This window comes from Methylobacterium phyllosphaerae, from assembly GCF_001936175.1.
Classification (GTDB): domain Bacteria; phylum Pseudomonadota; class Alphaproteobacteria; order Rhizobiales; family Beijerinckiaceae; genus Methylobacterium; species Methylobacterium fujisawaense.
Genome location: NZ_CP015367.1, coordinates 5,770,936 through 5,797,304, shown reverse-complemented (window position 1 = coordinate 5,797,304; position 26,369 = coordinate 5,770,936). Strand labels below are relative to the sequence as shown.

Below are 26,369 nucleotides of genomic sequence, written 5' to 3'. Positions count from 1 at the left end.
AAGCAGGTATTCGGTGAACCCAGCTCCACCGAATGGTCGCTGATTTGCGGATGGGCAACTCAGGCACCCATGCTTCTCAATGCAGACTCACTGCTAACGCGACCCCGCGTTCCGGCATGGCGGCAAGTGCTCAAGCCGGGATGCTGTCCGGCGTGGCCGTGTTCTCGGCGGTGACACCGTTCGCGCGATGTCGGAAATCGCTGAGGGCCCGATAGACCTGGAGCCGTGCCCGCATCACCGAACCGAGCGGACGGTGTTCCGAGAGGCTGTGCGCGGGCCCAAAGGTCATCACCTCATCGAAGTAGCGCACCCGCTCGGGGGAATAGGCATCCTGGCGCGGCAGCCGGAGCGTCGCCACCGTGCGGTACGGGCTGATCGCGACCGGCCAGTCCACCGAGGCATCCTCGATGGGCTGGCGTTCGGCATCGGCCCAAAGCTGCGCCTTCAGTTCGTAGACCACTTCGTGGTCGCGGAAGAACGCCGCGGCTGCATGGCGGAAACCGTCCTCGTCACCGTGCGGGTCGAGCCGCCATTCGGCCAAGTCCCACTGCGCCTGCGAAGCCGGGACCGCGCCGAGCTTGGCGACGTAGTCGCCAAACCGCATCGGGGCTTGGCTGAAGTAGCTGTCGGCGAGCGGATGGCTGTAGGGATGGCCGAGAAAGTCGGCCATGGCGCTCTCCGTGCCGAAGGCATGCAACATCCGGTTGAGGTTGCGTGCGGTGGCAGCGACCGCACTCTTCACACCCTCGGGCAGTCCGGTCGCCTTGCCGATCACCGTGCCGTCACGCAGGAAACCCGCTGCCGTACCGGACGGAAAGGTCGTGCCGGTCGCGAGCACGAAGTCCTGGGTGTCGACGTCGTGGCCGGGCAGCTTCTCGCCCGTCACTCCGAACACCTTGATCGACATGCCGCGATGGGTGGACACCCGGTCGCCCAGGGTCTCGCCCGGCCCCTGGGCGAAGCGCACGGCTACCTTGTGTGTCCCCGGCCTGGCGAACAGACCCTGCGCGAGTTCGGGCGGCAGGCCCTCCGGGATGTCCAACTCGCCGACGACGCAGGCCGAGCTCTTGGCGTGGCTCGCGCGCACCGCGTGGTGCTGGCGCTTCTCCACGACTTGCGATTGCTGGGTCATCCCCTGGATGATGCCGTCGATGGACGTCTGCTCGTCCGGCGCCGGCGTCTCGATGTCGGGGGCATAGCGAAGGTAGGTCATGAGCATCTCCTCGGCGTGTGGCTCGCCTCTGGAAGTGTTTGACGAAGGCCGAAGTCAGGGCGCGGGATCGACCTGCTGGTCCGGGATGGGGACGTTGAAGCCGTTAAGCGTCGTGCACACCATCGCGTAGAGGCCGACGAGGTGGATCAACTCGGCGATGCCCCGGGGTCCAAAGGCCGCCTGGACACGGGCGTAGACAGGCCCCGGCAACACGCCGCCGGCGTTGAGCGCGGTGGCCGCGTCGTAAACGGCCGCTTCGTTGGGCGAGAGGTCCGCGGGGCGCTGACCGGCCGTGATGGTGGCGATCTTGTCCGGGGCCAAGCCTTTGTCGCGGGCGATCCTGACATGGGCGTAGAGTTCGAAGGCGGCCTTGAACCGGGCGCCAGTGGCCAGGATGGCAACCTGTCGTGCGTTGTCCGGCAGGGCGCCGCAGGCTGAGACCGCCTCGGTCAGTTCCCAAACCGCTCGGCCGATCCGGGGCTCGTGGAGCCAGGGGTTGAACGCGCCGAGGAGCGCACCGTCCGCCCTGGCCGTCTGGAATCCCTGGAACTGCTTTGCGATGCCGGCCCTGAGCGTGTCGTAGAGATCGCGCTGCTCGTCGTTGAGCTCACTCGGGGGAATGGGAGGCAGGCGCAAGGCGATAGCTCCGGCGCGAATTGGCAAGCCGCGCCGCCGATAAGCCATCCGCCCGGCGGACGTTCCATAGTTCGTTCATGGGCGATTGAATATCGCGCAATCCGGAACGTCAGCTACCCGTGGCTGTTCTCTCTCGGCCGTCGCCAGGAGACAGCAGGAGACAGACCGTGCAACCACCCGTGCGATACAGTCCCGATGTCGAGGCGTTGAGGCCAGACGAAGGGCAGATCATCGAACAGCTGAACGCAGCCTTCGACAAGATCCTGACCAGGGTCGCGGAGGATTCCGGGCACGCGGTGCGCTCGGTCCACGCCAAATCGCACGGCATCCTCGAAGGTACGCTGACGATCGATGCGGACTTGCCCCCCGAATTGGCCCAGGGCCTGTTCGCTCGAGCGGGCGAGCACAAGGTCTACATGCGGATGTCGACCAACGCCGGTGACATCCTGCCTGACGCCGTCTCCCTACCCAGGGGCATTGCCTTGAAGGTCCTCGACGTCGAAGGCGAGCGTCTCCCGGATGCGGAGGGGACAACGCAGAACTTCATCATGGTCAACGGCACGGTGTTCCAGGCGCCGAACGCCGAGAAATTCCTCGGCAGCCTGAAGCTTCTCGCCGGCACGACCGACCGGGTGGAGGGGCTGAAGGTCGCCGCCTCCACCGTGCTGCGCGGGGTCAACAAAGCCCTCCACGCGGTCGGTATCGACAGCCCCACCATCGGCTCCCTCGGCGGAGCCCCCAACGTCGATCCGCTCGGCGAGACCTATAACAGCCTGACCCCGTTCCGGTACGGCGACTATATCGCGAAGTTCTCGCTGGTCCCCGTCGCCCCGGCGCTGACCGCCCTCACCGGCACCGAGATCGACGCTTCCGGCCGCCCGAACGCCATCCGCGAGACGGTCCAGTCCGAGATGGCCGGCATCGCCGGGGAATGGGAGTTCCGCGTGCAACTCTGCCGCGACCTCGAACGCCAGCCGGTCGAAGATCCGACGGTGGAGTGGAAGGAGGACGAGGCACCGTTCCAGCGGGTCGGCGTCGTCCGTGTCCAGCCGCAGGACAGCTGGCACCCGGACAGGGTCCAGGCGGTCGATGAGGAGATGCGCTTCAGCGTCTGGACCGGGCTCGCCGCGCATCGGCCGCTCGGCAACGTGAACCGCGCCCGCAACGCCCCCTACCGGCATTCGGCCGAGTTCCGCGAGCGCTTCAACCGCTGCCCGATCCACGAGCCCGGCGCGCTGCGCTGATGATGGATGATAGGGCGCGGCTCGTCCGCGCCTTTTTTGAAGCGTCCGCGACCGCAACGAGATTCGGTGGGATGGCAACATCGCACCTGATCTCGTTGACCCGACCCGAGCCTCGACTTCGAGGTGCGCGGCCCCGCGGGTATCCGCACGCTTGCCGCAGACCTGCGTGGTGGCCTGTCGTCGAGGGTGGCCGCGTTTCCAGGGCAGACAAACCGGCGAGGTCCAAGGCCCGTCGGCCACCGGGGAGCCCATCGACATCGTGGTCATGGACCTCTTCCGGGCCGCGGTCGGCTGCCGGGCAGACTTGGCTGAAGGAGACCGCCTCGATCCAGATCAGTCCCTGCGACCGCGGCAGCTATGCTGAGGTGGTGCGGCCACGATCGCTGGCCCAAGGCCTGGATGAGCAGCGAAAGTGCATCAGAGTCAGAGTTGCACGCCGAAACACAACATTCAACGTAACTCTCGAGTTCAGCCCCGCGGGGTACAGTTATCGTAGAGAGAACCGAAATTTGTTCATGAAGTGTCCGCTTCGATCGGTTTCTCCAAAGCGGATCCACGCCGCTCTAGCCGACGGAGACACTTTCCCGCGTTCTGTGTCGGGGTGGAAGCTCGCGCAGAACCGTTGGTCTGTACCGAAGAAGAGTCGCCGGAAACATGTGTGCGCCCCTACTGACGCATGTCGGCCCTGCGGACAGCCGTCGCCGTCTTCTCAGCCCGGTCACATCGCGGCCGCCAGAATCGGCTAAGCGCGCGAAGCCGGAAACCGGCCTAAGACACCTGCCCTCCTCTACAGAGCGGCGAGCCAGCCATTTGGTATAAGCGGATCGATTGAGGGCAATGCGGTAGCGCGCTATCTTTCCCCTGATCCGGCTCGAACCGTTCCGGACGGTGCCCGCACGCGATGCGGAGCATGGAAACAAGGAGGAGACATGGACGCACATGCGACGGGGGATCCGGTCGGCGGACAGCCCTTTGGACCCCACAACACGGTGACGGTGGTCGATCCGTCGCCGGTCAACTGGCTCTCCATCACGTGGAACACCATGGAGGAGGCCAACCGCGTCGACCACGACGGCATCGGCCAGCCGAGCCTCGCGGAGTCCTGGCGCTGGCTCGACAGCGAGACGCTCGAACTCACCATGCGGCAGGCCGTCTATCAGGATGGCGAGCCCTTCAACGCCGGCATGTTCAAGCTCGGCTTCGACAAGGTCCAGGAATGGACCAACCCGCACCCGCCGGGCGCCTTCCTGAATTTCGCCCGGGACGTCACCTGCGAGGTTGTAGACGACCGGACCGTGCGGATGCGCTTCCCCGGCGGCGACTCCGCAGCACTGATGAAGCTGCGGGGCATGCATCTGCCCTCGACACGTTTCTGGAACGAATGGGGTTTCGTCGACCCGAAGACGGGATCGGCCGAAGGCCATTGGTGAGTGATCGACGCGCCTGGTCCGTGGGGGACTGGCCCGTTCGTGCTTACCGAAGGCGTCTCGCTGATCGACTCGCGCTCCGACCGCGTGGTCATGGAGCCCAACGAGACCTACTGGAATCCCGACCGCAAGCCGACGGTCCGGATCATCTACGACAACGTGATCGGCAAGGCGGAGGGCATCAAGTCGGTGGCGGCCGGTGACGGCCGGGTCGACGTGGTCTTCGATCTGACGCCGGACGAGGCGCACGCCTTCCCGGCGAGCGAGCATGGAAAGATCCAGACGAAGAAGGCGAAGACGATCCTGACGGGCGTTTTCAACGAGGATCGTCCGGACTCACCTTGGCGCAACCCGGAGGCCCGCCGGGCCTTGAACCTCGCCATCGACCGCGAGTTCGTGCTCCACCAGGGCGCGCACGGATACGGCACGGTCATCCCGGCATTCATCCAGCCCGGCCGTTACGGGGCGGATCCGGAGATGAAGCCGTTCCCGCACGATCCCGAGGCCGCCAAGCGCGCCCTCGAGGCTGCCGGGATCGGGGGGCGGCAGCTCGTGTTCGTCGCCTCGCCGGCCTGGGAGGGCGTGGTCGCGGCGATCGGGCAGTGCCTCGCGAAGATCGGGCTCGGCTGCCGGTTCGTCAGTGCCAAGGAGGAGCCGCCGGAGGAGTTCGACGTCAAGCTCGAATGGTACTTCGACTGGACGCCGCAATATCCGGTGGCCTGCGTCCACCGCGAGTTCTTCGGGAAGGACGCGACCCTGCGCCAGGGTCCGGAGGATCTGGACTTCGACGCCCTCTACGACAAGCTCCTGCACACGCCGCACGAGCCGCAGCAGGAGGAGGTGGTGCGGGCGGTCGAGCGCTACCTGCAGGACCAGGCCAAGGCCCTGTTCCTGTACGCGCCCTACACGCTGTTCGCCGTGTCGGACCGCGTGGCGTTCACGCCCTACGACACCTGCATGTCGGAACTCGCTGAGACCCGGATCAAGGGTTGAAGCGGCAGGCGGCGCGGGGCTTCCTGCGCCGCCACCCCAGGAAAGTGTTTCTGATCCGGAGCGAGCACAGCGTGATCGTCGTCACCGCCGGCCATATCGACCACGGCAAGACGGCTCTGGTGAAGGCGCTCACCGGGATCGACGCCGACCGTCTGCCGGAGGAGAAGGCCCGCGGCATAACCGTCGATCTGGGCTTCGCCTACACGCGTCTTGGGACCCGAACCGTCGGCTTCGTGGACGTGCCTGGTCACGAGCGGCTGGTGCGTACGATGGTGGCCGGCGCCACGGGCGTCGACTTCGCGCTGATTGTCGTCGCAGCCGACGATGGCGTGATGCCTCAGACCCGCGAGCACATCGCGATCCTCGACTTGCTCGGCCTGCGCCGGGCGGTCGTCGCCATCACCAAGAGCGATCGGGTCGACGACCGTCGCCTGTCCGAAGTCGAGGCGCAGGTCCGCGTCGCGCTCTCCGGCACCGGCCTCGCGCACGCACCCGGCAACGCGCCGCTCCAAGCGCCCGTCCAAGCGCCCGTCCAAGCGCCCATGATCGCCTGCTCGGCGCTGCGCGGGACCGGCATCGCCGACCTCGCCCGGTACCTGGAAGAGGCTGCAGCCAGCCCGTCCCCTGGGGCCGCCGGGACAGAGTTCCGGCTCGCGGTCGACCGCTGTTTCACTGTCGTCGGCGCCGGCCTCGTCGTCACGGGGGCGATCCATGCCGGCGCCGTCCGGGTCGGCGATCATCTCGTCGTATCCCCCAGCGGGTTCGAGGCGCGGGTGCGGGGCCTGCGCGCCGGCAACGAACCGTGTGATGTCGCAGAGGCCGGTCAGCGCTGCGCCCTCAACCTGTCCGGTCCCCGCCTGTCCCGCGCGGGTATCCACCGGGGTGACTGGATCCTGGCGCCGCAACTCCACGGCCCCGCCAGCCATCTCGACGTGGCGCTGCGCGTCCTGCCGGGCGAGGCGCGTCCGCTGCGTCACCGCACGCCCGTCCACATCCATCATGGGGCGGCGTCCGTGACCGGACGGGTGCTCCTGTCACCCGGAATCGCGGTCGAGCCCGGCGCGGCGGCGCACGCACGGATCGCCCTCGACGGCAGCCTCGGCGCGCTGCACGGCGACCGCTTTGTGCTACGCGACGCGTCCGCCGCCCGCACGCTCGGCGGCGGCCGGGTCATCGACATCGAGGGACCCCGCCGGGGGGCCTGGGCGCCGGGGCGACGCGCGGTGGTCGCGGCGCTGGACACCCCGGATCATGCTGCGGCGCTCACCGGCCTCCTCGACGTGAGCGAGGCAGGAGCCGACCTCGACCATTTCGCCCGCGTGCGGAATATCCCGAGGCCCGCCCTGGAAGCCTTGACGTGCGCGCACGGCGTCGTCGCGATAGCGGGGCCGGCCGGATTGCGGGGATTCGCCGGCGCGCGGATCGCAGCACTCGGCGAAACCGTGGTCGCACGTCTCGACGCCGCACACCGGTCGGAGCCGGACAATCCCGGCCTGTCGGCCGAGGAGATCGGCGCGCCTGTGGCGCTGCCGGAGCGTCCCGCTCTGCGGGTTGCCCTCGATCGGCTGCTCATGGACGCCCGTATTCTTCGGCGGGAGCATCTCTACCACCTGCCCGGCCACGAAGTCCGCCTTGCCCCGCCGGAGGCCGCCCTCTACGAGGCGGTCAGGATCCGCCTGGAGGCGGCTGGTCTCGATCAACCGCGCCTCGCGGACCTCGCGGAACAGGTGGGTCGGGAGCCGGAAACCCTGCGGCCGCATCTCGACAGGTTCGGCCGGCTCGGATGGCTGCGGCGCATATCCGGGCATTACTACGTGCTGCCGGGCGTCCTTGCCGAGTTGACGGCGCGAGCATGCGCGGTGGCGGCGGACCATCCGCAGGCGCTCCTGACGGTCGGCCGCTTCCGCGAGGCGACGGGGATCAGTCGGAACATGACCATGCCGGTGCTGGCTTATTTCGACGCCCGTGGTTTCACGACGCGTGTCGCGGACGGACGGCTGGTGGATCCCAGGAAGGGCGGCCTGTGACTCCCGTTCGACGGGCGTGATCGGGTCTGGAGCAAAGGCCTCGGGGGAGCGTTTCGTACCGTCACGGTAGCGATGCGCCTGCCAAGGACTTCAGGTGCGGTTTGGGAAGCAGCATGGTCGAGGGCACGGATCTGACCGGCGACGAATGGACGCTCGCCAGCTTCACTGCGGCCATCCACCGGGGCGGCGTCGGGATGTGGGCTTGGGCCCCGGAGGCGCGCCTCGCCCGGCTCGACGGCCTCTGCATGGCCTTCTGGGGCACCACGGAGCCGGTGGTGAGCATCGACGCGTTGTTCGCCAAGGTGAATGTCGAGGACAGACCCAAGATGATGCTCGACTGGTTCGCGAGCGCGACCAGCCCGAAGGCCTACAGTTTCGACTTCCGCATCGGGGAAGACCCGGACGTCCGCTGGATCTCTGCCCGCGGCATCGGCGGGGACGAGGGCCGGGTCGGCGCGTGGATCCAGGCCATCTTCCTCGACATCACCGACCGCAAGCGTGCCGAGGAGGCCGAGCGGCTGATGACCCTGGAACTGGCGCACCGGGTATCGAACATGTTCACCGTCGCCCGCGCGCTGACCAACATCGTCGCCCGGGAGGCCGAGTCCACCGCCAGCTTCGCCGAGGATTTGTCGCGGCGGTTCCACGTCCTACACGAGGCGACCACTCTGGCGACGCGGTCGCACGGGCTCGAGCAGGGCGACGTGCGGCTGCGAGACCTCGCCGCGCGTATCCTGTCGCCGTACCTGCAGGGCGTTAACATCGCGGTCGATATCGAGGACGCCGCCGTGGCAGCCCCCGACAGGGTCGACGACTACGCGATGATCTTCCACGAACTCGCCACCAATTCGGCCAAGTATGGCGCGCTCGCCAACGGAGGCACCCTGAACCTAGTCGGACGTGTCGTCGATCACGCCCTGACCCTCGACTGGACCGAAGGCGCGGCGCCGTCAGGCCCCGCCAAGGCCGACGGCACCGGCTTTGGATCGCGGCTCCTCACGCAGACCATCGAACGCAGCTTGGCCGGTCAGTTCCAGCGGACCATCGACGATGCCGGTCTCCATTTCCGCATGATCGTGCCGATCCGGTGACTGACACGGCCCGGCGCTCCGGTCGTGCAACAGCAAGCCTCGGATCACAGGATGCAAAGAGCTCGCCTTCTGTTGCCGGTCCGGAACCGCGTCAGCGTGCTCTGATCGAATGCCGGGTATGGGCGAAGAGCTGCCGCGTTGGATTCGCGGCCCCTCGGCGCTTTAGCCGACGGGCCAAACGCTCAAAGCTCCGTTCCTTCTGAGCCACGCCGTGTTTCCCGGAGGTCGACCAGTTCGAGCCGCCGCCGGTGGTAGAACCGATCGACCCGTTCGAGAGTGGCGAAACTGATAGCGTCCAAGGATCGCTGCGACCCGCGGGCGGAGAAGCAGACGAGGCCCCGCCGGATCGGGACCGGTGGTGCGGATCCTGCGCCGTCGGACGACGCCGGTCAGGCCCCTCCCCCGCATCGGCCGGGCCATCGTGCCGCGCGCCACCGCGCGTCTCCTTCGGCTCGGGCCGGCAGCCGCTTCGGATCGGCCGGCCGCGCTGCATGGGCGTGGGCCATCGATGGGTCGATCGACCGGATGCAGCCCATTGCAAGACGTGCTCGCCCTCATGCTCCCGGACCGGCCGGACCGCCCGCTCGCGAACCTCGGCGAACGGGCGTAATATTCGGCGTCCTGGCTCCAATCTCCCGGGCGTTGGAGCCTCCGGAAAACCCGGCGCGGTTCATGACTGGAGGGCTCGGGAAACGGTTTGGTTCCGAGGCCGCTTCAGGGTGGGGGTGCCGTGAACACCAAGCCGAGCTGTGAGCTCTCCGTCCCCCGTCCCATCCTTCGGTCCACCAAACGCAGCGTCGGCGTGACGGTGACGCCATGCATCAGGATCGAGATCAGAACCGTCAGGCCGGCTGTGGCCCAGAGAAGGTCCGCGCGCTCGAACGTGGCCTGTCCGCAGGCAAAGGCGAGATAGTAGACGGTCCCGAGCCCCCGGATGCCGAAGAAGCTCACGACTGCGCGCTCCTCAAGGGCTCGGTCGCTGCCCAGCATGCCGATCCATCCGCTCAGAGGACGGACGACCAGAAGTGCGATCAGGGCAAACAGAGCGGCTTGCCAGGTGAGAGCCTCGAGTAAGCCGCCGCCGATGAGCACGGCGCCGAAGCCGACGAGGAGCACCATCATCAGGAGGCGTTCGAGTTCCTCGGCGTAGTCGTGCATCTTGCGATGATAACCATGGCCCCGGCTCGAGGAGCGAAGGGCCAGGGCCGCGGCGAACACGCCGATGAAGCCGTAGCCGTCTGCGGCTTCGACGATGCCGTAGGCGAGGCAGGTCACACCCAGGGCCACGAAGCCGTCACCGGTTCGGGACAGCTTCGACAGGTTCGGGAGGTGAAAGGTCAGCCAGCCGAGGGCCCGGCCGATGATCGCGCCCAGCACGGCACCCACGGCGATCTTCCAGAGGACATCCACCGCGAACCAGTGCGACCAGGACAAGCCGGCCAATCCGCCGCTTGCGGCGAGCGCGATGGCCAGGTTCACGAAAGGAAAGGCGAGGCCGTCGTTGAGCCCGGCCTCGGAAGTCAGGGCGAAGCGCGGCTCGTCCTCGTGATCCTCGGCCGGGTGACCGACCTGAACGTCGGACGCGAGGACCGGATCGGTGGGTGCCAGGGATGAACCCAGCAGAAGCGCGGCGGCAAGCCCGAGTCCCAGCAGGGTCGATGCCAAAGCCGTCAGGGCGAGGATGGTCAGCGGCATGGCGATGCCGAGCAGGCGCCACGTCACAGCCCAGCGCTTCCAGCCGATGAGCCGGTCGATCTTGAGGCCCGCGCCCATCAACGAGATGACGACGACCGCCTCGGTCGCATGCTCGATGAGCTTCAGATGCAGGCTCGGATGGGGTGTGATGGCGGCTACAGCCGGGATGGCGGACAGTGCGGCCCCGATCCCGACGCAGCAGATGGGCAGGGACAGAGGAAGGGCCCGGAGCACCATCGGCAGCCATGCCGTCAGAAGCACCAGGACACCGAACCCGGCGACGACGAGGACATAGGTTTCCATTCAACGATGAACCGCATTGGGGCCCGGCTCGTTCCTCATCCCGCACCGTCTGCAACGGTCGGTCCGCCGGGTCCCCTCCGCACGAAGCGACGGTTTGTGCCAGCCCGCCCGAAGCCGCACCTTGACCGCCCTCGCCTCCGGCCCGAGCCGGCCCATCAGTCGAAAACTTGGACAGGAAGGTCGCCTGAGGCGCGCTCCTCAAGAACCCGCCGGGTCTGGCACATCCGCCAAGAACGTCAGTGGCGGTGCGCTCGACGGTTCTTCGCGTGCGACAGGAAGAAGCGCAGCATCTCGCCACTGGCATCCGGACCGGTCGGATCGGTGTGCGAGCCGGCCGGGTGGCCGCCGGCCCAGGCATGGCCGGCGCCGTGCAGGACCCAGTGCTCCGAAGACCACTGGCTGTCCGGTTCGGTCAGGACCCTCCGCGTATATGCCATCCCGCCCTTCGAGCGTCCCGCGACGGTGGTAACGGTCAGTCGTCCCTCGGGCTGCGCCTGGGCGAGCGCCTGATCGCCGTTGACCGGCGAGACGGTCGTGTCCCTGTCTCCGTGGAAAACGATGGTCGGCACGGGATGCGCGGCCTGTACCGGCCGGAGCAAGGCACCCCGCCGCATCGTGGCGATGGCGGCCGACATCGAGCCGGCCGAACCGCACGCCAATCCAGAATGGATGCCGACCGCTGCGTAGAGGTCCGGGTACATCATCGCCATCACCGCGGCGGCCGCACCGCCCGAGGACAGGCCGGCGACATAGACCCGCGACGGATCGACGGAGAACTCGGCCATGATCGCGCGCGTCAGACCGGCGATGATTGACGGCTCGCCCCGGCCGCGTCTCTGGTCCTCATCCCTGAACCAGTTCCAGCTCTTGGCGAAGTTGGCCGACCGTGGCTGGTCGGGATAGGCGACGAGGAAGCCCTGCGCCTCCGCCATAGCGTCCATTCCCGTACCGATGGCGAAGTCGCGCGACGTCTGCGAACAACCGTGCAGCATCACCACCAGCGGAAGCGGTGTCCCTGCATATCCGGACGGAACGAACAGGTCGTAGGCCCGGCTTCCGGCGGCGTTGCCGAACCGGCGCGCCAGCGCGCGCGGCCGGTCGATGGCCAGCCCCGACGGGCGTGTCAGGGCTGTCCCAAGGGACTGACTCATTGGGGTGCTCTCGTGGGTGGCTGAACCTGCGGCAATCGGGTCGGGCTACGACGACGCACCGAGCACGCCTTTCACGGCGTGCCTGGTGTTCTCGCAGGACCGCCTGTCGCCGCGCCGATCCGCGTCGGCGCAATGGACGATGAGGCTGCTGGCGTGCCCGACGCCCTCGGCCGTCGAGACCCGGGCGGGATCGTTCGGGGCATCGCGGGTAGCCTGCATGCCCCCGGCTGATCCGGTCCGAAGGATGAGTCCTGCTTGCAGGCCGATCGCCTGGACGGCACCGGCGCGATCGAGACGCCGTTCGATGGTACCGATTCGCTCGGCGCCGGACGATGCCAGCGCCGGCAAAGGCGCGAAGGCGGCGGTCAGGATAGTGAGGGTGGCCAGGACGAGGCGCATCGGCGAACGGACTTTCCAAGGGTCGGCAGCATCCGGGATCCGCTCGGCGAGCGCATAATCCGATGCCGTCCCTCACCGGTCGATGCGAGGGTAGCATCGGGACAATCCTCGCCTCGTCGTCTTGTTGCCTTGCGGCACGAAACGCGGGACAGGCCTGCGTCTGAGGGTGTAAGCAGCCAAAAATTTAGCCTTTAGACCACGTTATTATCGGCAGATCTGAGGAACAGATCGAAGATTGTCCAGATCATGGTCGAGTGCGCGTTCGATAGGCTTTTTTCTGCGCCGTATGACGGATTTAACCTATCGTAGTTCCATCATTTGATGGTAAGTTATGTCGATAGCAGCATCGTAATTCAGTGGTTGCTTCTGCGATCGGCCGGTTCAGGGTCGGCTTCGCCCCGGAGGCATAGCCATCACCCGCGTCCCGGCCTCGGCTCGCAAGCCTCGACACATGGAACGTCCTCTGGTGCGCGCGTTGGACGAGGTCGCGGAGACAGGGCGGGCGACCTGAGGCATTCGGACGACGCGCCCGTCACAGGACATTCCATGCAGACGGTTTCGCCGTGCGGCGAGAGCCCGGCGCCGTGCCGAAAGATGGTTTCGGCTTGCCGTATTAATATTGCTCATCTGAATATGGACATAATGTAGCATGACCTATTTGCCCGCCGGCGCGTTGTCGGATCGGAAGAAATATTTATCTTCGATTGGCAGGAAACGATGAAACAGACAATCCTGACGGCCGCCGTCGTCCTCGGGACGCTGGTGATACTTCCGGCGAGCGCTGATGCGCGCGGCGGCTTCGGTGGGGGCGGGTTCCGCGGCGGCGGCTTCGGAGGCGGTGGGTTCCACGGGGGCGGGTTCGGCGGTGGCGGCTTCCGGGGTGGCGTAGCAGGTCGCGGCTTCGGAGGCGGGCTCGGCGGCAATCGCTTCGGTGGCGGCGCACTCGCGGGTGGCGGCTTCGGTGGACGCGGGGGCCTCGGGGGCGGTGGAATCCGCGGAACAGGCTTCGCTGGCAGCAGAGGGTTCGGCGGGCGGGGCTACGGCCGACGCGGCTATGGCTTTGGCTATGGCGGCCTGGGGCTGGGCGTCGGTCTCGGCCTCGCTGGAGCTGGATTGGGCTATGGTTACGGCGGATTCGACGACGGATATTATGGCGGGGACTACGCGCCTGCCGGTTACGGCGGTTACGGGGGTGGCTATGCCCCAGCCGGATACGGGCAGGGTTACGGTGCCGTCGAGACGGAGGTGGCGCCTGCCGGCGACTCGGTCAGCTACTGCGTTCAGCGTTTCCGGTCGTACGACCGTCGGAGCGGCACCTATCTGGGCAACGATGGTCAGCGCCATTCCTGCCCGTAACGACCTGCGCGGCCTCTGAGGGGACCGCGGCACGACAGGCCCCTAGCTGCACGGCTGCGGGCCATCGGCCCCACCGGGCTCCGGCTGTGGTCGGGTGAGAGAGCGGGTCACGCGCCCTTCGTGACGAAGGTCTTTCCGACCAGCCGGATGTGTCGCCCGACTCTGCTTCTGCGAGGAACGGGCGCCGTTCACGCTCACTGTCGCAGTCCGTTGCCGATCTCCCGTTGCGGCGTCTGAACGCCCCCGCGCGCGCTCCCGCCCTGGGGCGGCGCCGCTCGGATGGCGAAGCGCGGACAGGCAATGATCGATACCGCGGGCTTCCGACCACCGGCCGGGGCCGTCCGCGGAAGCCATCCGTGTCCCGCCGCCATCAGGGCGGCTGTTCACCCGTCGCGGTATCCCAGACGGTTCAGGCGTGCCGGAGAGCGTATGAACGATCTGCCGGGCGCTTCCGCACCGGTCGACGCTTCAGCGCATCCGGCGTGAGGTCGCTCGCGTCTCCGAGCAGTCGTCGGCCGGAGGTGATCACCTGGAGGGTCTGGCGATCGGCGCTCGTTGTCCACGCGGCCTGTTCCAGGTGCTGCAACCGAGCAATCATATCCACATGGCCTGCGGTCGCGTGACCGAGTTGTTTTGTCACCAAGTCTGTCACCAGGCGCTGTAGGATGCTCAATTCGTTCTGATCAAGCTGAGGAATGGTTGTCACGTCGGGCCTCCTTGGGGTTCGGCGATGCAACATGGCTCCCGGCCCCAGGTCGAGGCCTCAACATAAATTGGATTGGATCGTCTTTTTGATTTGTCTTTTGATAGAAAACAGCAATACAGAGCCGGAATTTACCGAAAGACGAAAGCATTTCGCATCGAAAGCCTCCGCGGTGCGGAACCTCGCGGACTGGGAGAGCTTCATCAAGGGCGGGAATTCGCACGGTCGGCCCGCTGCAGTCTCCGGCAATAGAGTCCGCGGACTCGTCAAACCCGCCGCCTCAACCGGATGCGTCCGCCCGCCGTTCGGATGGGGGCGGCCGCTGCCGGTGCTTCCTGAATCGATAGGATCTCCCATGAAGCGACTGCTCCTCGCGATCGCGGCCTTGACCGCGGCAGGACCGGCTCTGGCGCAAGGATCGTCTTATCGCGAGCCTGCGGCGACGGGATCCATCATCTCAAATCAGCCCAACAACACGGGTGGCGCGGAGGATTTCACGGAATCTCCAGGTGGGACCGGCGTAGACGCGTTCAGCAGCAGTTCGGCCGCGGGCGGCAACGCCAGCCGACCCGAGGTTGGTGCGCCCAACAGCAGCGGCGGATCCAGCGGCAGCGGCGGCTAGACGGTTTGCCGCCGAAGGGGGCCGCTGGTCCAGCCGCAGTGAGCACGTCAGATCAAGTCCTGGGGCTGTTCCTGCAAGCAATGCGATCGGGAGCAGCCCTGGCCTGCCGCGGTCAAAGCCTCAGTTCCGAGCACCAATATTCGGTGAAGTCATTGGAACTCACGCATGGGCGTGGCCCATGAAGCAAACAGAGCTTTTCCCGAGAGGCGAGTGTCATGCTGTTTCGATCCGAGGCCCCGCCGCCGCCCGGCAACCTGCGTGTGTCGGAGCTGGGCGCCTCCGACCGGCCGACCACGGCGATGCTGAAAGCCGATATCGACAGCGGCGCCACGGGGGACAAGATCGCCGTCTACGACCCGGGCCTGTCGTCGCTCGGGACCGATGACGAGGCGGCCGGCTCCGCACCGTCGCATCAGCGTATCGCGCTGGCGCGCGAGACCGAGGCGGCGTCCGCAAAGGTCAGGCGCGCCGCACGGTCGCCCAGCCTGGACACCTGGATCGTGCTGGGGTTCAGCGGGTTCATCGGTGCGATCGGGATCGTGCTGAGTGCCGCCATCTGGATGGGACACTGAGTTCGCTGGCGCGATCCATCGGACCAACGCGGCACGACCATCCTGAACCAGACCTTGTATGTCTTGCGCCGGCGGTGCGGAATGGCTCCCCCGAAGGATCCGGGCTTGGTCGCGACAAGCCACGCGCGCCGACGGCTGCGCGATCCGAGATACGGTGCCACCACGGTCGGCGAATTCAGGCCGGGCGGACCTATCCACCGGTCCCGGGGTTGCCTTCCGAAGTTTCGGCGCGATCCGCGCGGTCTCCTGAACTGCGTGCGGGACCATGCGAGCGAAAACTGTCAGCGACGGGGTGCCGGCCTAAAGATCGTGGCTCCTCGCGGCGGCCCGCACCGGCGCGGACGGGGCCTCATCCGACCGCCCGCTTCTCAAGCTGCAGGTATGTGGAGTCGAACTCGGAGACCCGCAGAAGCTCGTCCCATGCCTCGATCACCAGTGCGTTGCTGCGGAGCGTGATCAGGGTCTGACCGCGCATCTCCTTCAACACACGGTTGATGTGCACGGGTGTCAATCCGAGTGCGTCGGCGAGATCAGTCTGGGTCATCGGGAGCGGGCAGCGGAAATTGCCTGCCAGGCCCACCGCCTGCAGCTTCAGGTACAGCTCGCAGAACAGGTGCGCGACGTGCTCGAAGGCCGAGCGGCGGCCCATGCTGACGAGCCATTCGCGGAAGATGCCCGAATCGATCAGCGTGTCGCGCCAGAAGACCGCCGCGAGCCCGGGATGGCGCGCCGTCAGTTCCCGCAGGCTCTCGTGGGGGATGAAGGCAACGACGGCCTTGGTCAGAGTGGCGAGGCTGTGATCCATCGTGCGAACGTGCAGGCTCTGCAGATCCGGGATGTCGCCCGGAATGTGGAACGACATGATCTGCCGCTTGCCCTGACGGAGGAGCTTGTACCGGCAGGCCCATCCTTCGAGGACGAGGCAGCAATGCGTGGGCTGGTCGCCATCGCGTACGATGTCTTGCCGGGCGTTGAGATGGTGGATCCGCACCGGCAGGCCCTGGATGGCCTGACGTTCGGTGTCGGAAAGGGTGGCGATGCTCTCCAGCTTGCGGATGAGCATGCCCAGGGCATGCTGGTCGGGGGCTGATCTCATATCGTTCCACCATGGCATTGCAGGCGGAAGCGCGCGGCTCTCCCAGTCACCAGAGCCTGTACCAAATCGGCTGATGATATTCGCGAGACTAAACCAATGTCAGTTTCGTGTTCTGTCATAAGACAGATTCGCGAAATGATTGATCATCGGTACCGCGCAGTTTCTGCCGGTCGACGCGGCTGCCGCTCTGCGACGACCCGAACGGCTGGCCTCTGACCGGCTGACCGAAAAAATCGGACCGGAGGCGGGTCATGACCGGAGCCGCCGGCCTCGAGGCTTGCGCCGGAGCGGGGCTCAGACCCGGCCCGGCGTCCGTTCAGCCTTCGGCGTATTCCAGCAGGGGAGCGATCACCCGGTCGCCGTCGGACCGGATCGTGACGGGGATGCCCTTGGCGGCCGGCGTCTTGCTGCCGATGGCAAAGTGCCAGATCGGCATCAGGACGTTGCATTCCGGGTAATAGCCGCCGATGCAGCCGATCGGGATGTCGTAGGCCACCACCAGCAGGCCTGAGAGCGCCCGGTCGACGCCGTCGTTCGCCACCGTCCGCAACGTCACCGCTTGGCCGACCTTCAGGCCCAGGCGATCGATATCCGAGCGGTTCATCAGCACCACCTTCCGGGTGTTCTTGATGCCTCGGAAGCGGTCATCGTAGCCGTAGACCGTGGTGTTGAACTGGTCGTTGCTGCGCAAAGTCATCAGGCGCAGGGAATCGTGCCCGACCTCGGGCATGTCGGCATCCTCGTCGAGGCCGGTCGGCGTGACGAAATTGGCCCGGCCCGTCTCCGTGTGCCAGTCCCGGCGCTTGGCCGGCAGGTCCCGCTGGAAGCCGCCCGGCTCCCACATGCGCCGCTCGTAGTCCCAGAAGGACTCCGGCAGCGTCTCGCCGATCTCCTTCCGAATCTCCGCGTAGTCGGTCCGGTAATCCTCCCAGCGGACCCGCGGGTTGGGCTCGAGCACCCGCTGCGCCAGTTCGCAGATCAGCCGGATCTCGCTGATCAGGTGCGGCGAGGCCGGGCGCCGCAGGCCGCGGTTGCCGTGCACGCAGGCCGAGGTGTCCTCCATGGACAGAACCTGCTGGCCCTTCGTGGTCTCGTCGATCTCCAGGCGGCCGATCACCGGCAGGATGTAGCTGACCGCGCCCGGCAGCAACGCGCTGCGGTTGAGCTTGGTGATCACGTTGACGGTCAGCCGCAGCCGCCGCCAGGCCGGCTCCATCTGGCCGTGGTCGGGAATGGCGCGGACGAAGTTGCCGCCCAGCATAAAGAAGGCCCGAACCTCGCCCCTGAGGATCGCCTCGCAGGCCTCCACGGTGTTGTAGCCGGCCTCCCGCGGCGGCTCGAAGCCGAACTGCGCGCCGAGCCGGTCCAGGGGGAACAGCTCAGGCTTCTCGGTGATGCCCACCGTGCGCTGGCCCTGCACGTTGGAATGGCCGCGCACCGGGCAGATGCCGGAGCCGCTGCGGCCGATATTGCCGCGCATCAGCAGCAGGTTGACCAGCATCTGCACGGTCTCGACCCCGGCCTGGTGCTGGGTCAGGCCCATCCCGTAGACCGCGACGGTCGCCTTCGCCGCGCCGTAAACCTTTGCGGTCGCCTCCATGTCGGCCCGGTGCAGTCCGGAGCGGCGCTCCAGCGCGTCCCAGTCCTGGCCGCGCAACCAGTCGGCGAAGGTCTCGAAGCCGTGGGTGTGCTCCCGGATGAAGGCCTCGTCGAGTATCGCCGGGCCGCCGGCCGCCAGCGAAGCGTCGTGCGCGTCCAGCACGGATTTGCAGATTCCCGCCAAAGCCGCGAGGTCGCCACCCGCCTTGACCTGATGGTACTGCGAGCTGATCCGGGTCTCCGTGCGGCTCAGCATCTCGGCGGGCGATTGCGGGTTCAGGAACCGCTCCAGCCCGCGCTCGCGCAGCGGGTTGTAGGTGATGATCGGTACGCCGCGCTGGCTGGCCTCCTGCAGCGGGTGGAGCATGCGGGGCGAGTTGCTCCCCGGGTTCTGGCCGAAGAACAGGATGCAGTCGGACTTCGCGAAGTCGTCCAGCGAGACGGTGCCGATGCCCTGGCCGATGCTGACCGGCAGCGCCACCGAGGTCGTCTCGTGGCACATGTTGGACGAGTCCGGCAGGTTGTTGTTGCCGTAGAGCCGGGCGAAGAGCTGGTAGAGGTAACTGCCCTCGTTCGAGAGGCGGCCCGAGCTGTAGAAGACGGTGCCGGTCTTCCGGTCCTCCACGGCCAGGAGTTCGCGGGCGATCTCCTCGATGGCGTGGCCCCAGGCGACCGGCACGTACCTGTCGGTCGCCGCATCGTAGCGCAGCGGATGGGTGAGGCGGCCGGTCTGCTCGAGCTCGTACTCGTCCCAGTCCAGCAGCTCGGTGACCGTGTGCTTGGCGAAGAAGTCCGGCGTGCAGCGGTGGGCGGTGAGTTCCCAGGCCATGGCTTTCACGCCGTTCTCGCAGAACTCGAACGGCAGCGGGTTCGCGGGCTTCACCCAGGCGCAGCTGTTGCACTGGTAGCCGTCGACCTTGTTGTGGCGGGTCAGCGCGATCGGCCCGCTCGCCAGCACGCCTTCCTGCCGGAGGATGTTGCCGACCGAGCGCGCCGAGCCCCATCCGCCGGAGGGAAGGCGGTAGGGCCTGAATACGGGCTTGTCCAAGGGTAGAACTCCTGGCCTGAAAAACTTTGGGAAACACCGGCGCTCGGGACGCGTTTACATTTCAACACGCCGACGTATTAAATTGTTCGCGAAAATAGTGTTCTTTAACGGAGGTTCGTTTGACCGTCACGAGAGATTACATGCTCAAGAAGTCCGAGGGGCCTTCGGAAGCGAAGCTGTTCTTTGACACCAGGGCGGTGCCGCTGGCGGCCAATCTCGCCGGCAGCCTCGAAGTCGCTCTGGAGCGCGCCTCCGTCCGCAGCGGCATCCGGCCCTCGCTGATCCTGGCGGCCTGCCTGGGCGCCGGCGTTCTGGGGGTGCTCGGTCTCGTCCGCAACGCGAGGACGGCGCAAAAACGCGTACCCTGACTCCCCTGCGCCGGGGCGCCGGAGCCGGTTGCCACCCAGACATCCGCCCCGGATCAGCGACGTCCGCCGACCTCGTCCAGATGGTCCAGCAGATCGGCCGGATCCTCGTAGACGCGTATGGCCCCGGACCGCTCCAACTCCTCGGTGCCGTAGCCGCCCGAGAGGAGGCCGACGCCGAGACCCCGGCAGCGGCGCGCAGCCAGCATGTCCCAGATCGAATCGCCGACGATCACCGCCGTCTCGATCGGTCTGCCCAGGCGGTCGGCGGCCGCCAGGAACAGGTCCGGGTCGGGCTTGGCGTATTTGACCATGTCGCGCGTCACGACCGGGACCCGATCCGGATCGACGCCCAGCGCATCGAGATTGACCCGGGCCGTCTCCATCCGGCCGCTCGTGGCGATCGCCCAGGGGATCCCGGCCGCCGTCAGGGTGTCGAGCAGTGCCTTCGCCCCGGGGAGCGGCCGGATCTGCCCCGAGAGCCGTCCGTAGGCTTCTGCATGCAGCCGGCCCAGCTTGGCGACATGTGCGTCGCTGATCTCCCGCCCCGTCTCCCGCAGGAGCTGGTTCGTGAACAGGCCGCCGCTCATGCCGATCTTCCGGTGGATGCGCCAGACCGAGAGGGAAATCCCCTCCGCGTCGAGCGCCTGATTCCACGCGAGGACGTGCTGGTAGACGCTGTCGACGAGCGTGCCGTCGAGGTCGAACAGGAAGCAGGTTTCGATCCGCATGGCTGCGTGCTCCCTCAGGCCGCCGGACGGATCCGCTCCGACGCGCGCTCTACGGCCGCGACGACACGCTCGGGTGCGAGATGATGGATCATGTGGCCCATCCCGGGCACGATCACGAGCTCGCTGCCGGGCACGTCGTGGTGAAGCCGCCGCGACTGGCGGCCGACATCGGCGATCTGGTCGTCCCCACCGGTGATGATCACGACGGGCAGGTCCAGATCCCCGTAATGCGCCTGCAGCTCGACCGTGACGGGCGTCATCATCGCGGCATCCTCCGCCGAGGCGCGCAATTGCAGCGGGCGCAGCATCATGGCCGTCGGAAAGCTGCGCGCGAAGCGCTCGGGGATGGCGGCCGGGGCGAACAGCCCCTTGATCATGGCCGGCATCATGAGGCGTCCTGCGAGCGGCGAGACCGTGTGGCGCAGCAGGTCGCCGATGCCGGGGATCGCCACCGGCGAAGCCAGGATCACGTCGGCGCGCAGCGTCGGATAGTAGTAGCCCGAGGCCAGCACGAGGCTGCGCACGAGCCGCGGTGCCTGGAGCGCGAGAGCGATCGCGACCAACGTGCCCCAGGAATGGCCGAGGACGACGGCCTGCGTGACGCCGAGCTGTTGGAGCGCCTTCTGGAAGAGCGTGGCGTGGGCGCGGGGCGTCCAGAAGCCGCGCGGCCGGTCGCTGTAGCCGTAGCCGGGGCGATCGAACACGATGACCCGGTGGCGCTTGGCGAGGTCGTCGACGATGCCGCTGATCAGGAAGTCCTGGATCAGGGTGCCGTTGCCGTGGATGAGCACCAGCGGCTCGCCCTGTCCGCGCTCCAGGTAGTGGAGGCGGACACCATCGACGGTCAGGAACGAGCCGACGGGTGGCGTCTCCCGTTCCGCCCGGCGTGTCATCGTCGCCGCGTAGAGCGCGGACGCGCCCAGGGCCGCGGCCGATCCGAGCAGCGCCGGAACGAGCCATGTGCGGGAGTCGGTGCGTCGCGTCATGCTGTGAGCCTTACGAGTGAGAGGACGTGCGCCGCGATCAGCGGAATCGATCGGAAGCGGCGCGGCCCGTGTCGCGGGGCGAGTCGATTCCGAGTGGAAGGCACGCCGCGCGCAAATTCTCGGCGCGACCCTCGTGATGGCGTCGGATCGCGGGGGGATGACGCACTGCAATATGCCAACACCGGAGTTCAGCGATCGATCCCGATCCTATGAATAAATAATCGGCAACGTAATTTGCCGGAATGAGGTGCGGAATTATCCGGATCATTCGACGTTAAACAGCGGTTGATTTCAGAACGCCGCTGTTTGGCGATGGAGATATTTGCGATGAAGGCACTCACCTGGCAGAGCCGCGGTACGATCACCTGCGAGACCGTGCCCGACCCGAAGATCGAGGAGGGGCGGGACGTCATCATCAAGGTGACCGCCTGCGCCATCTGCGGCTCGGACCTGCACCTCATGGGCGGGTTCATGCCGACCATGGAATGCGGCGACATCCTCGGCCACGAGACGATGGGCGAGGTCATCGAGGTCGGGCGTGACAACCGGAAGCTGAAGGTCGGCGACCGCATCGTCGTGCCGTTCACGATCTGCTGCGGCGAGTGCCGGCAGTGCAAATGGGGCAACTGGAGCTGCTGCGAGCGCACAAACCCGAACGGCAAGCTCCAGGCGCAGACCTACGGCTATCCGCTCGCCGGCCTGTTCGGCTTCTCACACATCACCGGCGGCTTCGCGGGCGGCCAGGCCGAGTATCTCCGCGTGCCCTACGCGGATGTCGGTCCCATCGTCGTCCCGGACGGCCTCAGCGACGAGCAGGTCCTGTTCCTCAGCGACATCTTCCCGACGGCCTACCAAGCCGCGGAACACTGCGACATCGGCCCGGAGGACACGGTCGCGATCTGGGGCTGCGGCCCGGTCGGCGTGCTCGCGGTGAAGTGCTGCTACCTGCTCGGCGCCAAGCGTGTCATCGCCATCGACAGCGTGCCCGAGCGGCTGGCGCTGGCCCGTGAGGCCGGCGCCGAGACCATCGACCTCGGCCAGCAGAACGTGCAGGACACGCTGATGGAGATGACCCACGGCCTGGGGCCCGATTCCGTGATCGAGGCCGTCGGGATGGAATCCCACGGGGCAGACACGACCCTCCAGAAAGTGTCCTCCGCCATCATGGAGCACACGGTGAGCCTGGAGCGGCCCTTCGCGCTCAATCAGGCGATCCTGGCGTGTCGTCCCGGCGGCAACGTCTCGATGCCGGGTGTCTTCGCCGGTCCCGTCGGACCGGTGGCGCTCGGCGTCCTCATGAACAAGGGTCTCACCCTCAAGACAGGCCAGACCCACATGGTCCGCTACATGAAGCCCCTGCTGGAGCACATCCAGAACGGGGATATCGATCCGTCCTTCATCATCAGCCACCGTTCCACCAATCTGGAGGAAGGTCCGGCGCTCTACAAAGCGTTCCGGGACAAGACCGACAACTGCACGAAGGTCGTGTTCAAGCCGCACGGCTGACATCGGGCGCGGCGGCCGCACCGCCGCGCCTGTTCCCCGAGACACGGGCGGGCGGCCCTCTTGTGCGTGTCGGGCGACCGAAGCCGGCCGCGCAGACCGGGTCCGCCCGGCGCGCGGCATCGGCGCGAGCGTCAACCGGTCACCATCGAGACCAACGCGGCCGATCCGCCGAGCGCCACAGCGCCGATGCCTCCGAAGAAGGCGAGATTCGAACCCGCGACCTGCTCGGAGACCGAAGCGCCGGAATCCGTCACCAGGGATAGGGCGCCCCCGGCGGCTGCCACGGCCAGGGCGACGGACATCATGAGCGACATGGTTCGATCCTCCGGTTCCGGCCATCACGACGGAGGCCTCTCCGCAGTATGAGGTCAAATGAATACCCGATAATGATCATTTGACATCTTATGCAGTAAATACTTGAAATAACAGGCTCATAACGTCACACGGCTAGAACTTCGGTCATACATCGCACGTTGTTCGCCCAGGCTCGACAGATTCGAGCCAGCGAGGTTCACGTGTGTCAGACAATATTTCCGGACAGGACAGCCGCCAGGGCAAGCGCGGTCGGCCCGCCCTCTACGTCCTGATCGTCAGTGTCGGCCTGGTGCTGACGTCCCTGGCGGGGCTGATGATCTGGCAGGGGGCGACCGCACCGCCGGACTATGCCAGTCAAAGCCAAGCGGCCTCGCGCAAGCAGATCACCGGCTCCGAATCCGGCAAAGCCGACACTCCGTCATCGGCCAACAGCACGGGCGTGCCGGGCGGGAATCCGGCGTACCCGCAGCCTGCCCTGCGCAGCGTCAATCCATGACCGCGGCTGAGAAGGCGAACGACGATCCGGTCGAGGCTGCGGTGCTCGAACGCGCGCAGCGTAACTTCCTCGACAACGGGCCGGGCGACCGGATGTGGTCGGATCCTGATCCTATGGCGGCATCCACGATGAGCGCCGGTTTCGCGCTGAGCGTGGACCAGCAGGCCGCGTTCATCGCCGCGGCGCGGACTGAGATCGCGTCCGAGGGCCATTCGGCCGCTCAGCCGGAGGAGCCCCTCCCCTCGCGGGAAGGTGCGACCGCGAGGCTGGGAATTTTCGCGCTCTATGAGAGCCGGAGAAAGGCACAGGCCGCGACAGCCACGCTCGTCGCGGCCGGCATCCCCGAGCAGGCGATCCGGCTCGTGGTCGATCCTCCCGATCCGGATGCCGACCATGCCGAGGCGGACGCGCCGGATACCGGCGGGGGCCAGGCCCTCCGGGATCGGCTCGAGACGTGTGGCGTGCCTCCTGAGGCGCTGGACGCCTGCTGCGCGCAGCTGAGGTTGGGCGCGGCGATGCTGAACCTCGTGGTCGCGGACGCTCAGCGTGACCGCGTCATGGGCATCCTGAAGGACCTTGGCTCGGTCGATACGACGCTGCGCCTCGCGACGTGGGGTGCAGAGGGCTGGGGCGGCACGTCGCCCGTCTCGACAGAAGGGTGGGGCGGCTATTCCGCCACCGCGACCGGTGCAACCGAGATCACGACGAGACGGGAATAAGCCGATGGCCCTGTTCGCTCCGGTCCGGTCCGAAACGACTGACCTCGACGCCGTGCGGCGCTACGCGGTGCGCGTCATCGCGCAATCCGAAGGCGAGGACCTGCAGATGAAGGCGGTCACCCTGGCGCTGCTCGGCGGGATCATGTGGCGCGCCGCGCCGGGATCGACCGAGATGATGCAGGACGCGGGGGGCGCTAAAGCCATCCTGTCGACCACCCTCGGCGGCCGCCATCTGACCTTCGCCTACGACCAGAACACCGAGTCCATCGAGATGCGCGAGGGAACGACGGACGGCCCCGTCCTGCACCGCTTCTGCAACCGGACCTTGATCGGGGATTTCGAACGCACCTTCAGCGCCTTGTGGGGTTGAGGGCGCAAGGTCCGATCCCGGTCATCGGCGTCAGCCGGATCATCGCTAACGCGATCACAAGAGCTATTACTTTTGGATCAAACCACCAATAGAGTGCGCTGAAATCGAAAAATCTCGCGCAATCCTGCTTTTTGACCGAATGGGTCTCCACGATTCCTGGCACAAGCATCTGGCTGTTGCCCGGTGACGTGAGTGCAGCGAACACCGCGAGCGTTCCTTGCTTCCTCATCGCCCGCACGGCTTCTTCCGACCCGAACCCACTCAGGCCCTGCAGCCCCCTCCGGGCCGCGGGGCTTCTTTTCGATCTGGCCGGCCCTCGCCGCTTTGGGCGCAAAGGTCCGGGTTCGAACTTCCGATCTTCGCCGGGGATCACTCAGACCGGGCAGCGCGTTTCTCCCATGGGCCGCGCCCCGACGGTCGCGCCGTCCGCTCACTTGGGAGGGCGGTCCGATGCAGCATGCGTTGACACGCAAGCTCGAGAGTTTCGAGCCCCTCTCCGATCAGGCCCGTTGGGCCCTGAACGGTTTGGTGATCAAGGTCCGGCAGGTCGGGGCTCGCCAGGATCTGATTCAGGAGGGCGACAAGCCCGAGAACGTCCTCCTCATCCTCGACGGCTTCGCGTGCCGCTACAAGGTCCTGCCGGACGGCCAGCGCCAGATCATGGCCCTGCTCGTGCCGGGCGACTTCTGCGACCTGAACGTCTTCATCCTCGACGAGATGGACCATGCCATCGGCACGATCTCGACGTGCCAGGTCGTGGACATCCCGCGCCAGGCGATCGATGAGACCGCGACGCACCACGCGAGCATCGCGCGCGCCTTCTGGTGGTGCTCGCTGGTCGACGGCGCCGTCCTGCGCGAGTGGCTCGTCAATATCGGCGGGCGCCTTCCGGCTCCGCGCATCGCGCATCTCTTCTGCGAACTTCTGATGCGCCTGGAGGCGGTGGGACGGGTCACCGACAACAGCTACGCGTTCCCGCTCACGCAGACCGAGATTGCCGAGACAATGGGCCTGTCCGACGTGCACGTGAACCGGACATTGGGCGATCTGCGCGCCCTCGGCCTGATCCATCTCAAGCAGCGGGTGCTGACCATCCTCCACGTCGAGCGGCTCAAGGCCTTCTGCGACTTCACGCCGAACTACCTGCACCTGCGCAACACGCGCTGGGGCGAGCGGCGTGACCTGAGTTGGCCCGGCCGCGCCGAAGGAGGATAGGAATGGCCAGGCGGGGCAACGTCGAGACGCTGCTCGTGCTAAAGCTTCAGCCGATCGCGGTGGACACCGGCAGCCTTGACCGCGACGGCATGCTGATAATCGCCAACGGCCTGCTGGTTGGCGTGCTGGTGCGCCTCGATGCACCCGAGCATGCGCATCCGGGCTATTGGTTCCTGGAGGCGGGGTTCGGACCGCTCCAGGGCGTGCGGGTGGATGCCTTCCCCACCCTCGACCACGCCACGCGCTGGGTGCGTCATCATCTGAACCGGTGACGCTCACCGCCGCCTAGCCTTGGCGATCCCGCGGACAGGATGACGGCAGTCGCGCCGGCCACGATCCGAGCCGGCCGCTAGACGACCGGGACTAGCAGGTCCGGTGTCGAGATTGGCCGGCGCCACGTCGGTGCAGCGGCATCGGTATCCCCAAAAACCGCTACGAGGGTGCGGACGGCGAGGCCAGAGCCGGCCCCCCTCCTCGCGCGCCCAGCGTCT

Annotated in this window: 25 protein-coding genes and 1 pseudogene; 14 read left to right on the top strand and 12 right to left on the bottom strand. The window is 67.0% G+C overall.

What is annotated here, in order from left to right; translation table 11 throughout:
- Positions 1-130: 130 nt before the first annotated feature.
- Together MCBMB27_RS26475 and MCBMB27_RS26470 are read right to left on the bottom strand one after the other, a co-directional pair.
- Positions 131-1,213 (bottom strand): catalase family protein, encoded by a 1,083-nt coding sequence (locus tag MCBMB27_RS26475; RefSeq protein WP_075381681.1) that lies wholly within the window; start codon positions 1,211-1,213, stop codon positions 131-133.
- Between the two features lie 54 nt (positions 1,214-1,267).
- A complete protein-coding gene (locus tag MCBMB27_RS26470; protein WP_075381680.1) occupies positions 1,268-1,849 on the bottom strand; it encodes a carboxymuconolactone decarboxylase family protein in 582 nt (193 codons plus the stop codon).
- 167 nt (positions 1,850-2,016) lie between these two features.
- Between MCBMB27_RS26470 and MCBMB27_RS26465 the strand changes: the two genes are divergently transcribed.
- The 4 genes and pseudogenes from MCBMB27_RS26465 (at position 2,017) to MCBMB27_RS26445 (ending at position 8,631) form a co-directional block, all read left to right on the top strand.
- Entirely contained in the window at positions 2,017-3,093 is a 1,077-nt protein-coding gene (locus MCBMB27_RS26465; protein WP_167380425.1) for a catalase family protein, read from the top strand.
- 929 nt (positions 3,094-4,022) lie between these two features.
- Positions 4,023-5,513 (top strand): annotated as a pseudogene (locus MCBMB27_RS26455) (ABC transporter substrate-binding protein).
- Between the two features lie 71 nt (positions 5,514-5,584).
- Positions 5,585-7,540: a selenocysteine-specific translation elongation factor gene (selB, locus tag MCBMB27_RS26450; RefSeq protein WP_075382129.1), complete on the top strand. Its 1,956-nt coding sequence runs from the start codon at positions 5,585-5,587 to the stop codon at positions 7,538-7,540.
- A gap of 113 nt (positions 7,541-7,653) precedes the next feature.
- Positions 7,654-8,631 carry an HWE histidine kinase domain-containing protein gene (locus MCBMB27_RS26445; RefSeq protein ID WP_075381678.1) on the top strand — a complete coding sequence of 326 codons (978 nt, stop codon included), beginning with the start codon at positions 7,654-7,656 and terminating at the stop codon, positions 8,629-8,631.
- Between the two features lie 714 nt (positions 8,632-9,345).
- On the opposite strand, the gene MCBMB27_RS26440 is transcribed toward MCBMB27_RS26445, so the two are convergent.
- The 3 genes from MCBMB27_RS26440 to MCBMB27_RS26430 form a co-directional block, all read right to left on the bottom strand.
- The gene (locus tag MCBMB27_RS26440) at positions 9,346-10,629 is read right to left on the bottom strand and encodes a cation:proton antiporter (protein ID WP_075381677.1); all 1,284 of its coding nucleotides are present in this window, start codon (positions 10,627-10,629) and stop codon (positions 9,346-9,348) included.
- A gap of 236 nt (positions 10,630-10,865) precedes the next feature.
- On the bottom strand, positions 10,866-11,780 hold the full coding sequence (locus tag MCBMB27_RS26435; RefSeq protein WP_075381676.1) for an extracellular catalytic domain type 1 short-chain-length polyhydroxyalkanoate depolymerase: 915 nt from the start codon (positions 11,778-11,780) through the stop codon (positions 10,866-10,868).
- 45 nt (positions 11,781-11,825) lie between these two features.
- Positions 11,826-12,179: a hypothetical protein gene (locus tag MCBMB27_RS26430; RefSeq protein ID WP_075381675.1), complete on the bottom strand. Its 354-nt coding sequence runs from the start codon at positions 12,177-12,179 to the stop codon at positions 11,826-11,828.
- Between the two features lie 717 nt (positions 12,180-12,896).
- Here MCBMB27_RS26430 and MCBMB27_RS31045 point away from each other — a divergent pair.
- Positions 12,897-13,535 carry a BA14K family protein gene (locus MCBMB27_RS31045; RefSeq protein ID WP_075381674.1) on the top strand — a complete coding sequence of 213 codons (639 nt, stop codon included), beginning with the start codon at positions 12,897-12,899 and terminating at the stop codon, positions 13,533-13,535.
- Between the two features lie 409 nt (positions 13,536-13,944).
- Here MCBMB27_RS31045 and MCBMB27_RS29850 read toward each other — a convergent pair whose 3' ends face one another.
- Positions 13,945-14,241: a hypothetical protein gene (locus tag MCBMB27_RS29850; RefSeq protein ID WP_139231630.1), complete on the bottom strand. Its 297-nt coding sequence runs from the start codon at positions 14,239-14,241 to the stop codon at positions 13,945-13,947.
- 67 nt (positions 14,242-14,308) lie between these two features.
- On the opposite strand from MCBMB27_RS29850, the gene MCBMB27_RS29845 reads away from it, so the two are divergent.
- A complete protein-coding gene (locus tag MCBMB27_RS29845) occupies positions 14,309-14,860 on the top strand; it encodes a hypothetical protein (protein ID WP_139231631.1) in 552 nt (183 codons plus the stop codon).
- 215 nt (positions 14,861-15,075) lie between these two features.
- Positions 15,076-15,432: a hypothetical protein gene (locus MCBMB27_RS26415; RefSeq protein ID WP_075381672.1), complete on the top strand. Its 357-nt coding sequence runs from the start codon at positions 15,076-15,078 to the stop codon at positions 15,430-15,432.
- A 349-nt stretch (positions 15,433-15,781) separates the two neighbouring features.
- On the opposite strand, the gene MCBMB27_RS26410 is transcribed toward MCBMB27_RS26415, so the two are convergent.
- Positions 15,782-16,528 carry a Crp/Fnr family transcriptional regulator gene (locus tag MCBMB27_RS26410; protein ID WP_075381671.1) on the bottom strand — a complete coding sequence of 249 codons (747 nt, stop codon included), beginning with the start codon at positions 16,526-16,528 and terminating at the stop codon, positions 15,782-15,784.
- A 316-nt stretch (positions 16,529-16,844) separates the two neighbouring features.
- A complete protein-coding gene (locus MCBMB27_RS26405) occupies positions 16,845-19,175 on the bottom strand; it encodes an FdhF/YdeP family oxidoreductase (protein ID WP_075381670.1) in 2,331 nt (776 codons plus the stop codon).
- A gap of 140 nt (positions 19,176-19,315) precedes the next feature.
- On the opposite strand from MCBMB27_RS26405, the gene MCBMB27_RS26400 reads away from it, so the two are divergent.
- The gene (locus tag MCBMB27_RS26400) at positions 19,316-19,543 is read left to right on the top strand and encodes a hypothetical protein (protein WP_236952839.1); all 228 of its coding nucleotides are present in this window, start codon (positions 19,316-19,318) and stop codon (positions 19,541-19,543) included.
- 53 nt (positions 19,544-19,596) lie between these two features.
- On the opposite strand, the gene MCBMB27_RS26395 is transcribed toward MCBMB27_RS26400, so the two are convergent.
- On the bottom strand, positions 19,597-20,271 hold the full coding sequence (locus tag MCBMB27_RS26395) for an HAD family hydrolase (RefSeq protein WP_075381669.1): 675 nt from the start codon (positions 20,269-20,271) through the stop codon (positions 19,597-19,599).
- Between the two features lie 14 nt (positions 20,272-20,285).
- Positions 20,286-21,257, bottom strand: coding sequence for an alpha/beta fold hydrolase (locus MCBMB27_RS26390; RefSeq protein ID WP_075381668.1), 972 nt, complete (start codon positions 21,255-21,257; stop codon positions 20,286-20,288).
- Positions 21,258-21,584: 327 nt separating this feature from the next.
- Between MCBMB27_RS26390 and MCBMB27_RS26385 the strand changes: the two genes are divergently transcribed.
- The gene (locus MCBMB27_RS26385) at positions 21,585-22,763 is read left to right on the top strand and encodes a zinc-dependent alcohol dehydrogenase (protein WP_075381667.1); all 1,179 of its coding nucleotides are present in this window, start codon (positions 21,585-21,587) and stop codon (positions 22,761-22,763) included.
- A 131-nt stretch (positions 22,764-22,894) separates the two neighbouring features.
- Here the strand turns inward: MCBMB27_RS26385 and MCBMB27_RS26380 are convergent, their stop codons facing one another.
- A complete protein-coding gene (locus MCBMB27_RS26380; RefSeq protein WP_043351806.1) occupies positions 22,895-23,077 on the bottom strand; it encodes a hypothetical protein in 183 nt (60 codons plus the stop codon).
- A gap of 203 nt (positions 23,078-23,280) precedes the next feature.
- Here MCBMB27_RS26380 and MCBMB27_RS26375 point away from each other — a divergent pair, with 203 nt between their 5' ends.
- From MCBMB27_RS26375 to MCBMB27_RS26365, 3 genes are read left to right on the top strand one after another with little or no spacing between them, the layout of a single operon-like run.
- Complete coding sequence (locus MCBMB27_RS26375; protein ID WP_075381666.1) at positions 23,281-23,574, top strand: hypothetical protein; 294 nt, start codon at positions 23,281-23,283, stop codon at positions 23,572-23,574.
- Positions 23,571-24,293 (top strand): hypothetical protein, encoded by a 723-nt coding sequence (locus MCBMB27_RS26370; RefSeq protein WP_091955283.1) that lies wholly within the window; start codon positions 23,571-23,573, stop codon positions 24,291-24,293. The genes MCBMB27_RS26375 and MCBMB27_RS26370 overlap by 4 nt, the downstream gene beginning before the upstream one ends.
- A 4-nt stretch (positions 24,294-24,297) precedes the next feature.
- Complete coding sequence (locus MCBMB27_RS26365; RefSeq protein ID WP_075381664.1) at positions 24,298-24,663, top strand: hypothetical protein; 366 nt, start codon at positions 24,298-24,300, stop codon at positions 24,661-24,663.
- On the opposite strand, the gene MCBMB27_RS29840 is transcribed toward MCBMB27_RS26365, so the two are convergent.
- On the bottom strand, positions 24,644-24,868 hold the full coding sequence (locus MCBMB27_RS29840) for a hypothetical protein (RefSeq protein ID WP_139231632.1): 225 nt from the start codon (positions 24,866-24,868) through the stop codon (positions 24,644-24,646). The two genes, MCBMB27_RS26365 and MCBMB27_RS29840, sit on opposite strands and share 20 nt — an antisense overlap.
- 245 nt (positions 24,869-25,113) lie before the next feature.
- Between MCBMB27_RS29840 and MCBMB27_RS26360 the strand changes: the two genes are divergently transcribed.
- Positions 25,114-25,878, top strand: coding sequence for a Crp/Fnr family transcriptional regulator (locus MCBMB27_RS26360; protein ID WP_075381663.1), 765 nt, complete (start codon positions 25,114-25,116; stop codon positions 25,876-25,878).
- A gap of 2 nt (positions 25,879-25,880) precedes the next feature.
- Positions 25,881-26,150: a hypothetical protein gene (locus MCBMB27_RS26355; RefSeq protein ID WP_043388422.1), complete on the top strand. Its 270-nt coding sequence runs from the start codon at positions 25,881-25,883 to the stop codon at positions 26,148-26,150.
- Positions 26,151-26,369: the final 219 nt, after the last annotated feature.

Coding starts and splice junctions, on each gene's coding strand:
- MCBMB27_RS26475 (WP_075381681.1), bottom strand. CDS start 1,213: ATGACCTACCTTCGCTATGCCCCCGACATCGAGACGCCGGCGCCGGAC.
- MCBMB27_RS26445 (WP_075381678.1), top strand. CDS start 7,654: ATGGTCGAGGGCACGGATCTGACCGGCGACGAATGGACGCTCGCCAGC.
- MCBMB27_RS26440 (WP_075381677.1), bottom strand. CDS start 10,629: ATGGAAACCTATGTCCTCGTCGTCGCCGGGTTCGGTGTCCTGGTGCTT.
- MCBMB27_RS26435 (WP_075381676.1), bottom strand. CDS start 11,780: ATGAGTCAGTCCCTTGGGACAGCCCTGACACGCCCGTCGGGGCTGGCC.
- MCBMB27_RS26430 (WP_075381675.1), bottom strand. CDS start 12,179: ATGCGCCTCGTCCTGGCCACCCTCACTATCCTGACCGCCGCCTTCGCG.
- MCBMB27_RS31045 (WP_075381674.1), top strand. CDS start 12,897: ATGAAACAGACAATCCTGACGGCCGCCGTCGTCCTCGGGACGCTGGTG.
- MCBMB27_RS26415 (WP_075381672.1), top strand. CDS start 15,076: ATGCTGTTTCGATCCGAGGCCCCGCCGCCGCCCGGCAACCTGCGTGTG.
- MCBMB27_RS26410 (WP_075381671.1), bottom strand. CDS start 16,528: ATGAGATCAGCCCCCGACCAGCATGCCCTGGGCATGCTCATCCGCAAG.
- MCBMB27_RS26400 (WP_236952839.1), top strand. CDS start 19,316: ATGCTCAAGAAGTCCGAGGGGCCTTCGGAAGCGAAGCTGTTCTTTGAC.
- MCBMB27_RS26395 (WP_075381669.1), bottom strand. CDS start 20,271: ATGCGGATCGAAACCTGCTTCCTGTTCGACCTCGACGGCACGCTCGTC.
- MCBMB27_RS26390 (WP_075381668.1), bottom strand. CDS start 21,257: ATGACGCGACGCACCGACTCCCGCACATGGCTCGTTCCGGCGCTGCTC.
- MCBMB27_RS26385 (WP_075381667.1), top strand. CDS start 21,585: ATGAAGGCACTCACCTGGCAGAGCCGCGGTACGATCACCTGCGAGACC.
- MCBMB27_RS26380 (WP_043351806.1), bottom strand. CDS start 23,077: ATGTCGCTCATGATGTCCGTCGCCCTGGCCGTGGCAGCCGCCGGGGGC.
- MCBMB27_RS26370 (WP_091955283.1), top strand. CDS start 23,571: ATGACCGCGGCTGAGAAGGCGAACGACGATCCGGTCGAGGCTGCGGTG.
- MCBMB27_RS26365 (WP_075381664.1), top strand. CDS start 24,298: ATGGCCCTGTTCGCTCCGGTCCGGTCCGAAACGACTGACCTCGACGCC.
- MCBMB27_RS26360 (WP_075381663.1), top strand. CDS start 25,114: ATGCAGCATGCGTTGACACGCAAGCTCGAGAGTTTCGAGCCCCTCTCC.
- MCBMB27_RS26355 (WP_043388422.1), top strand. CDS start 25,881: ATGGCCAGGCGGGGCAACGTCGAGACGCTGCTCGTGCTAAAGCTTCAG.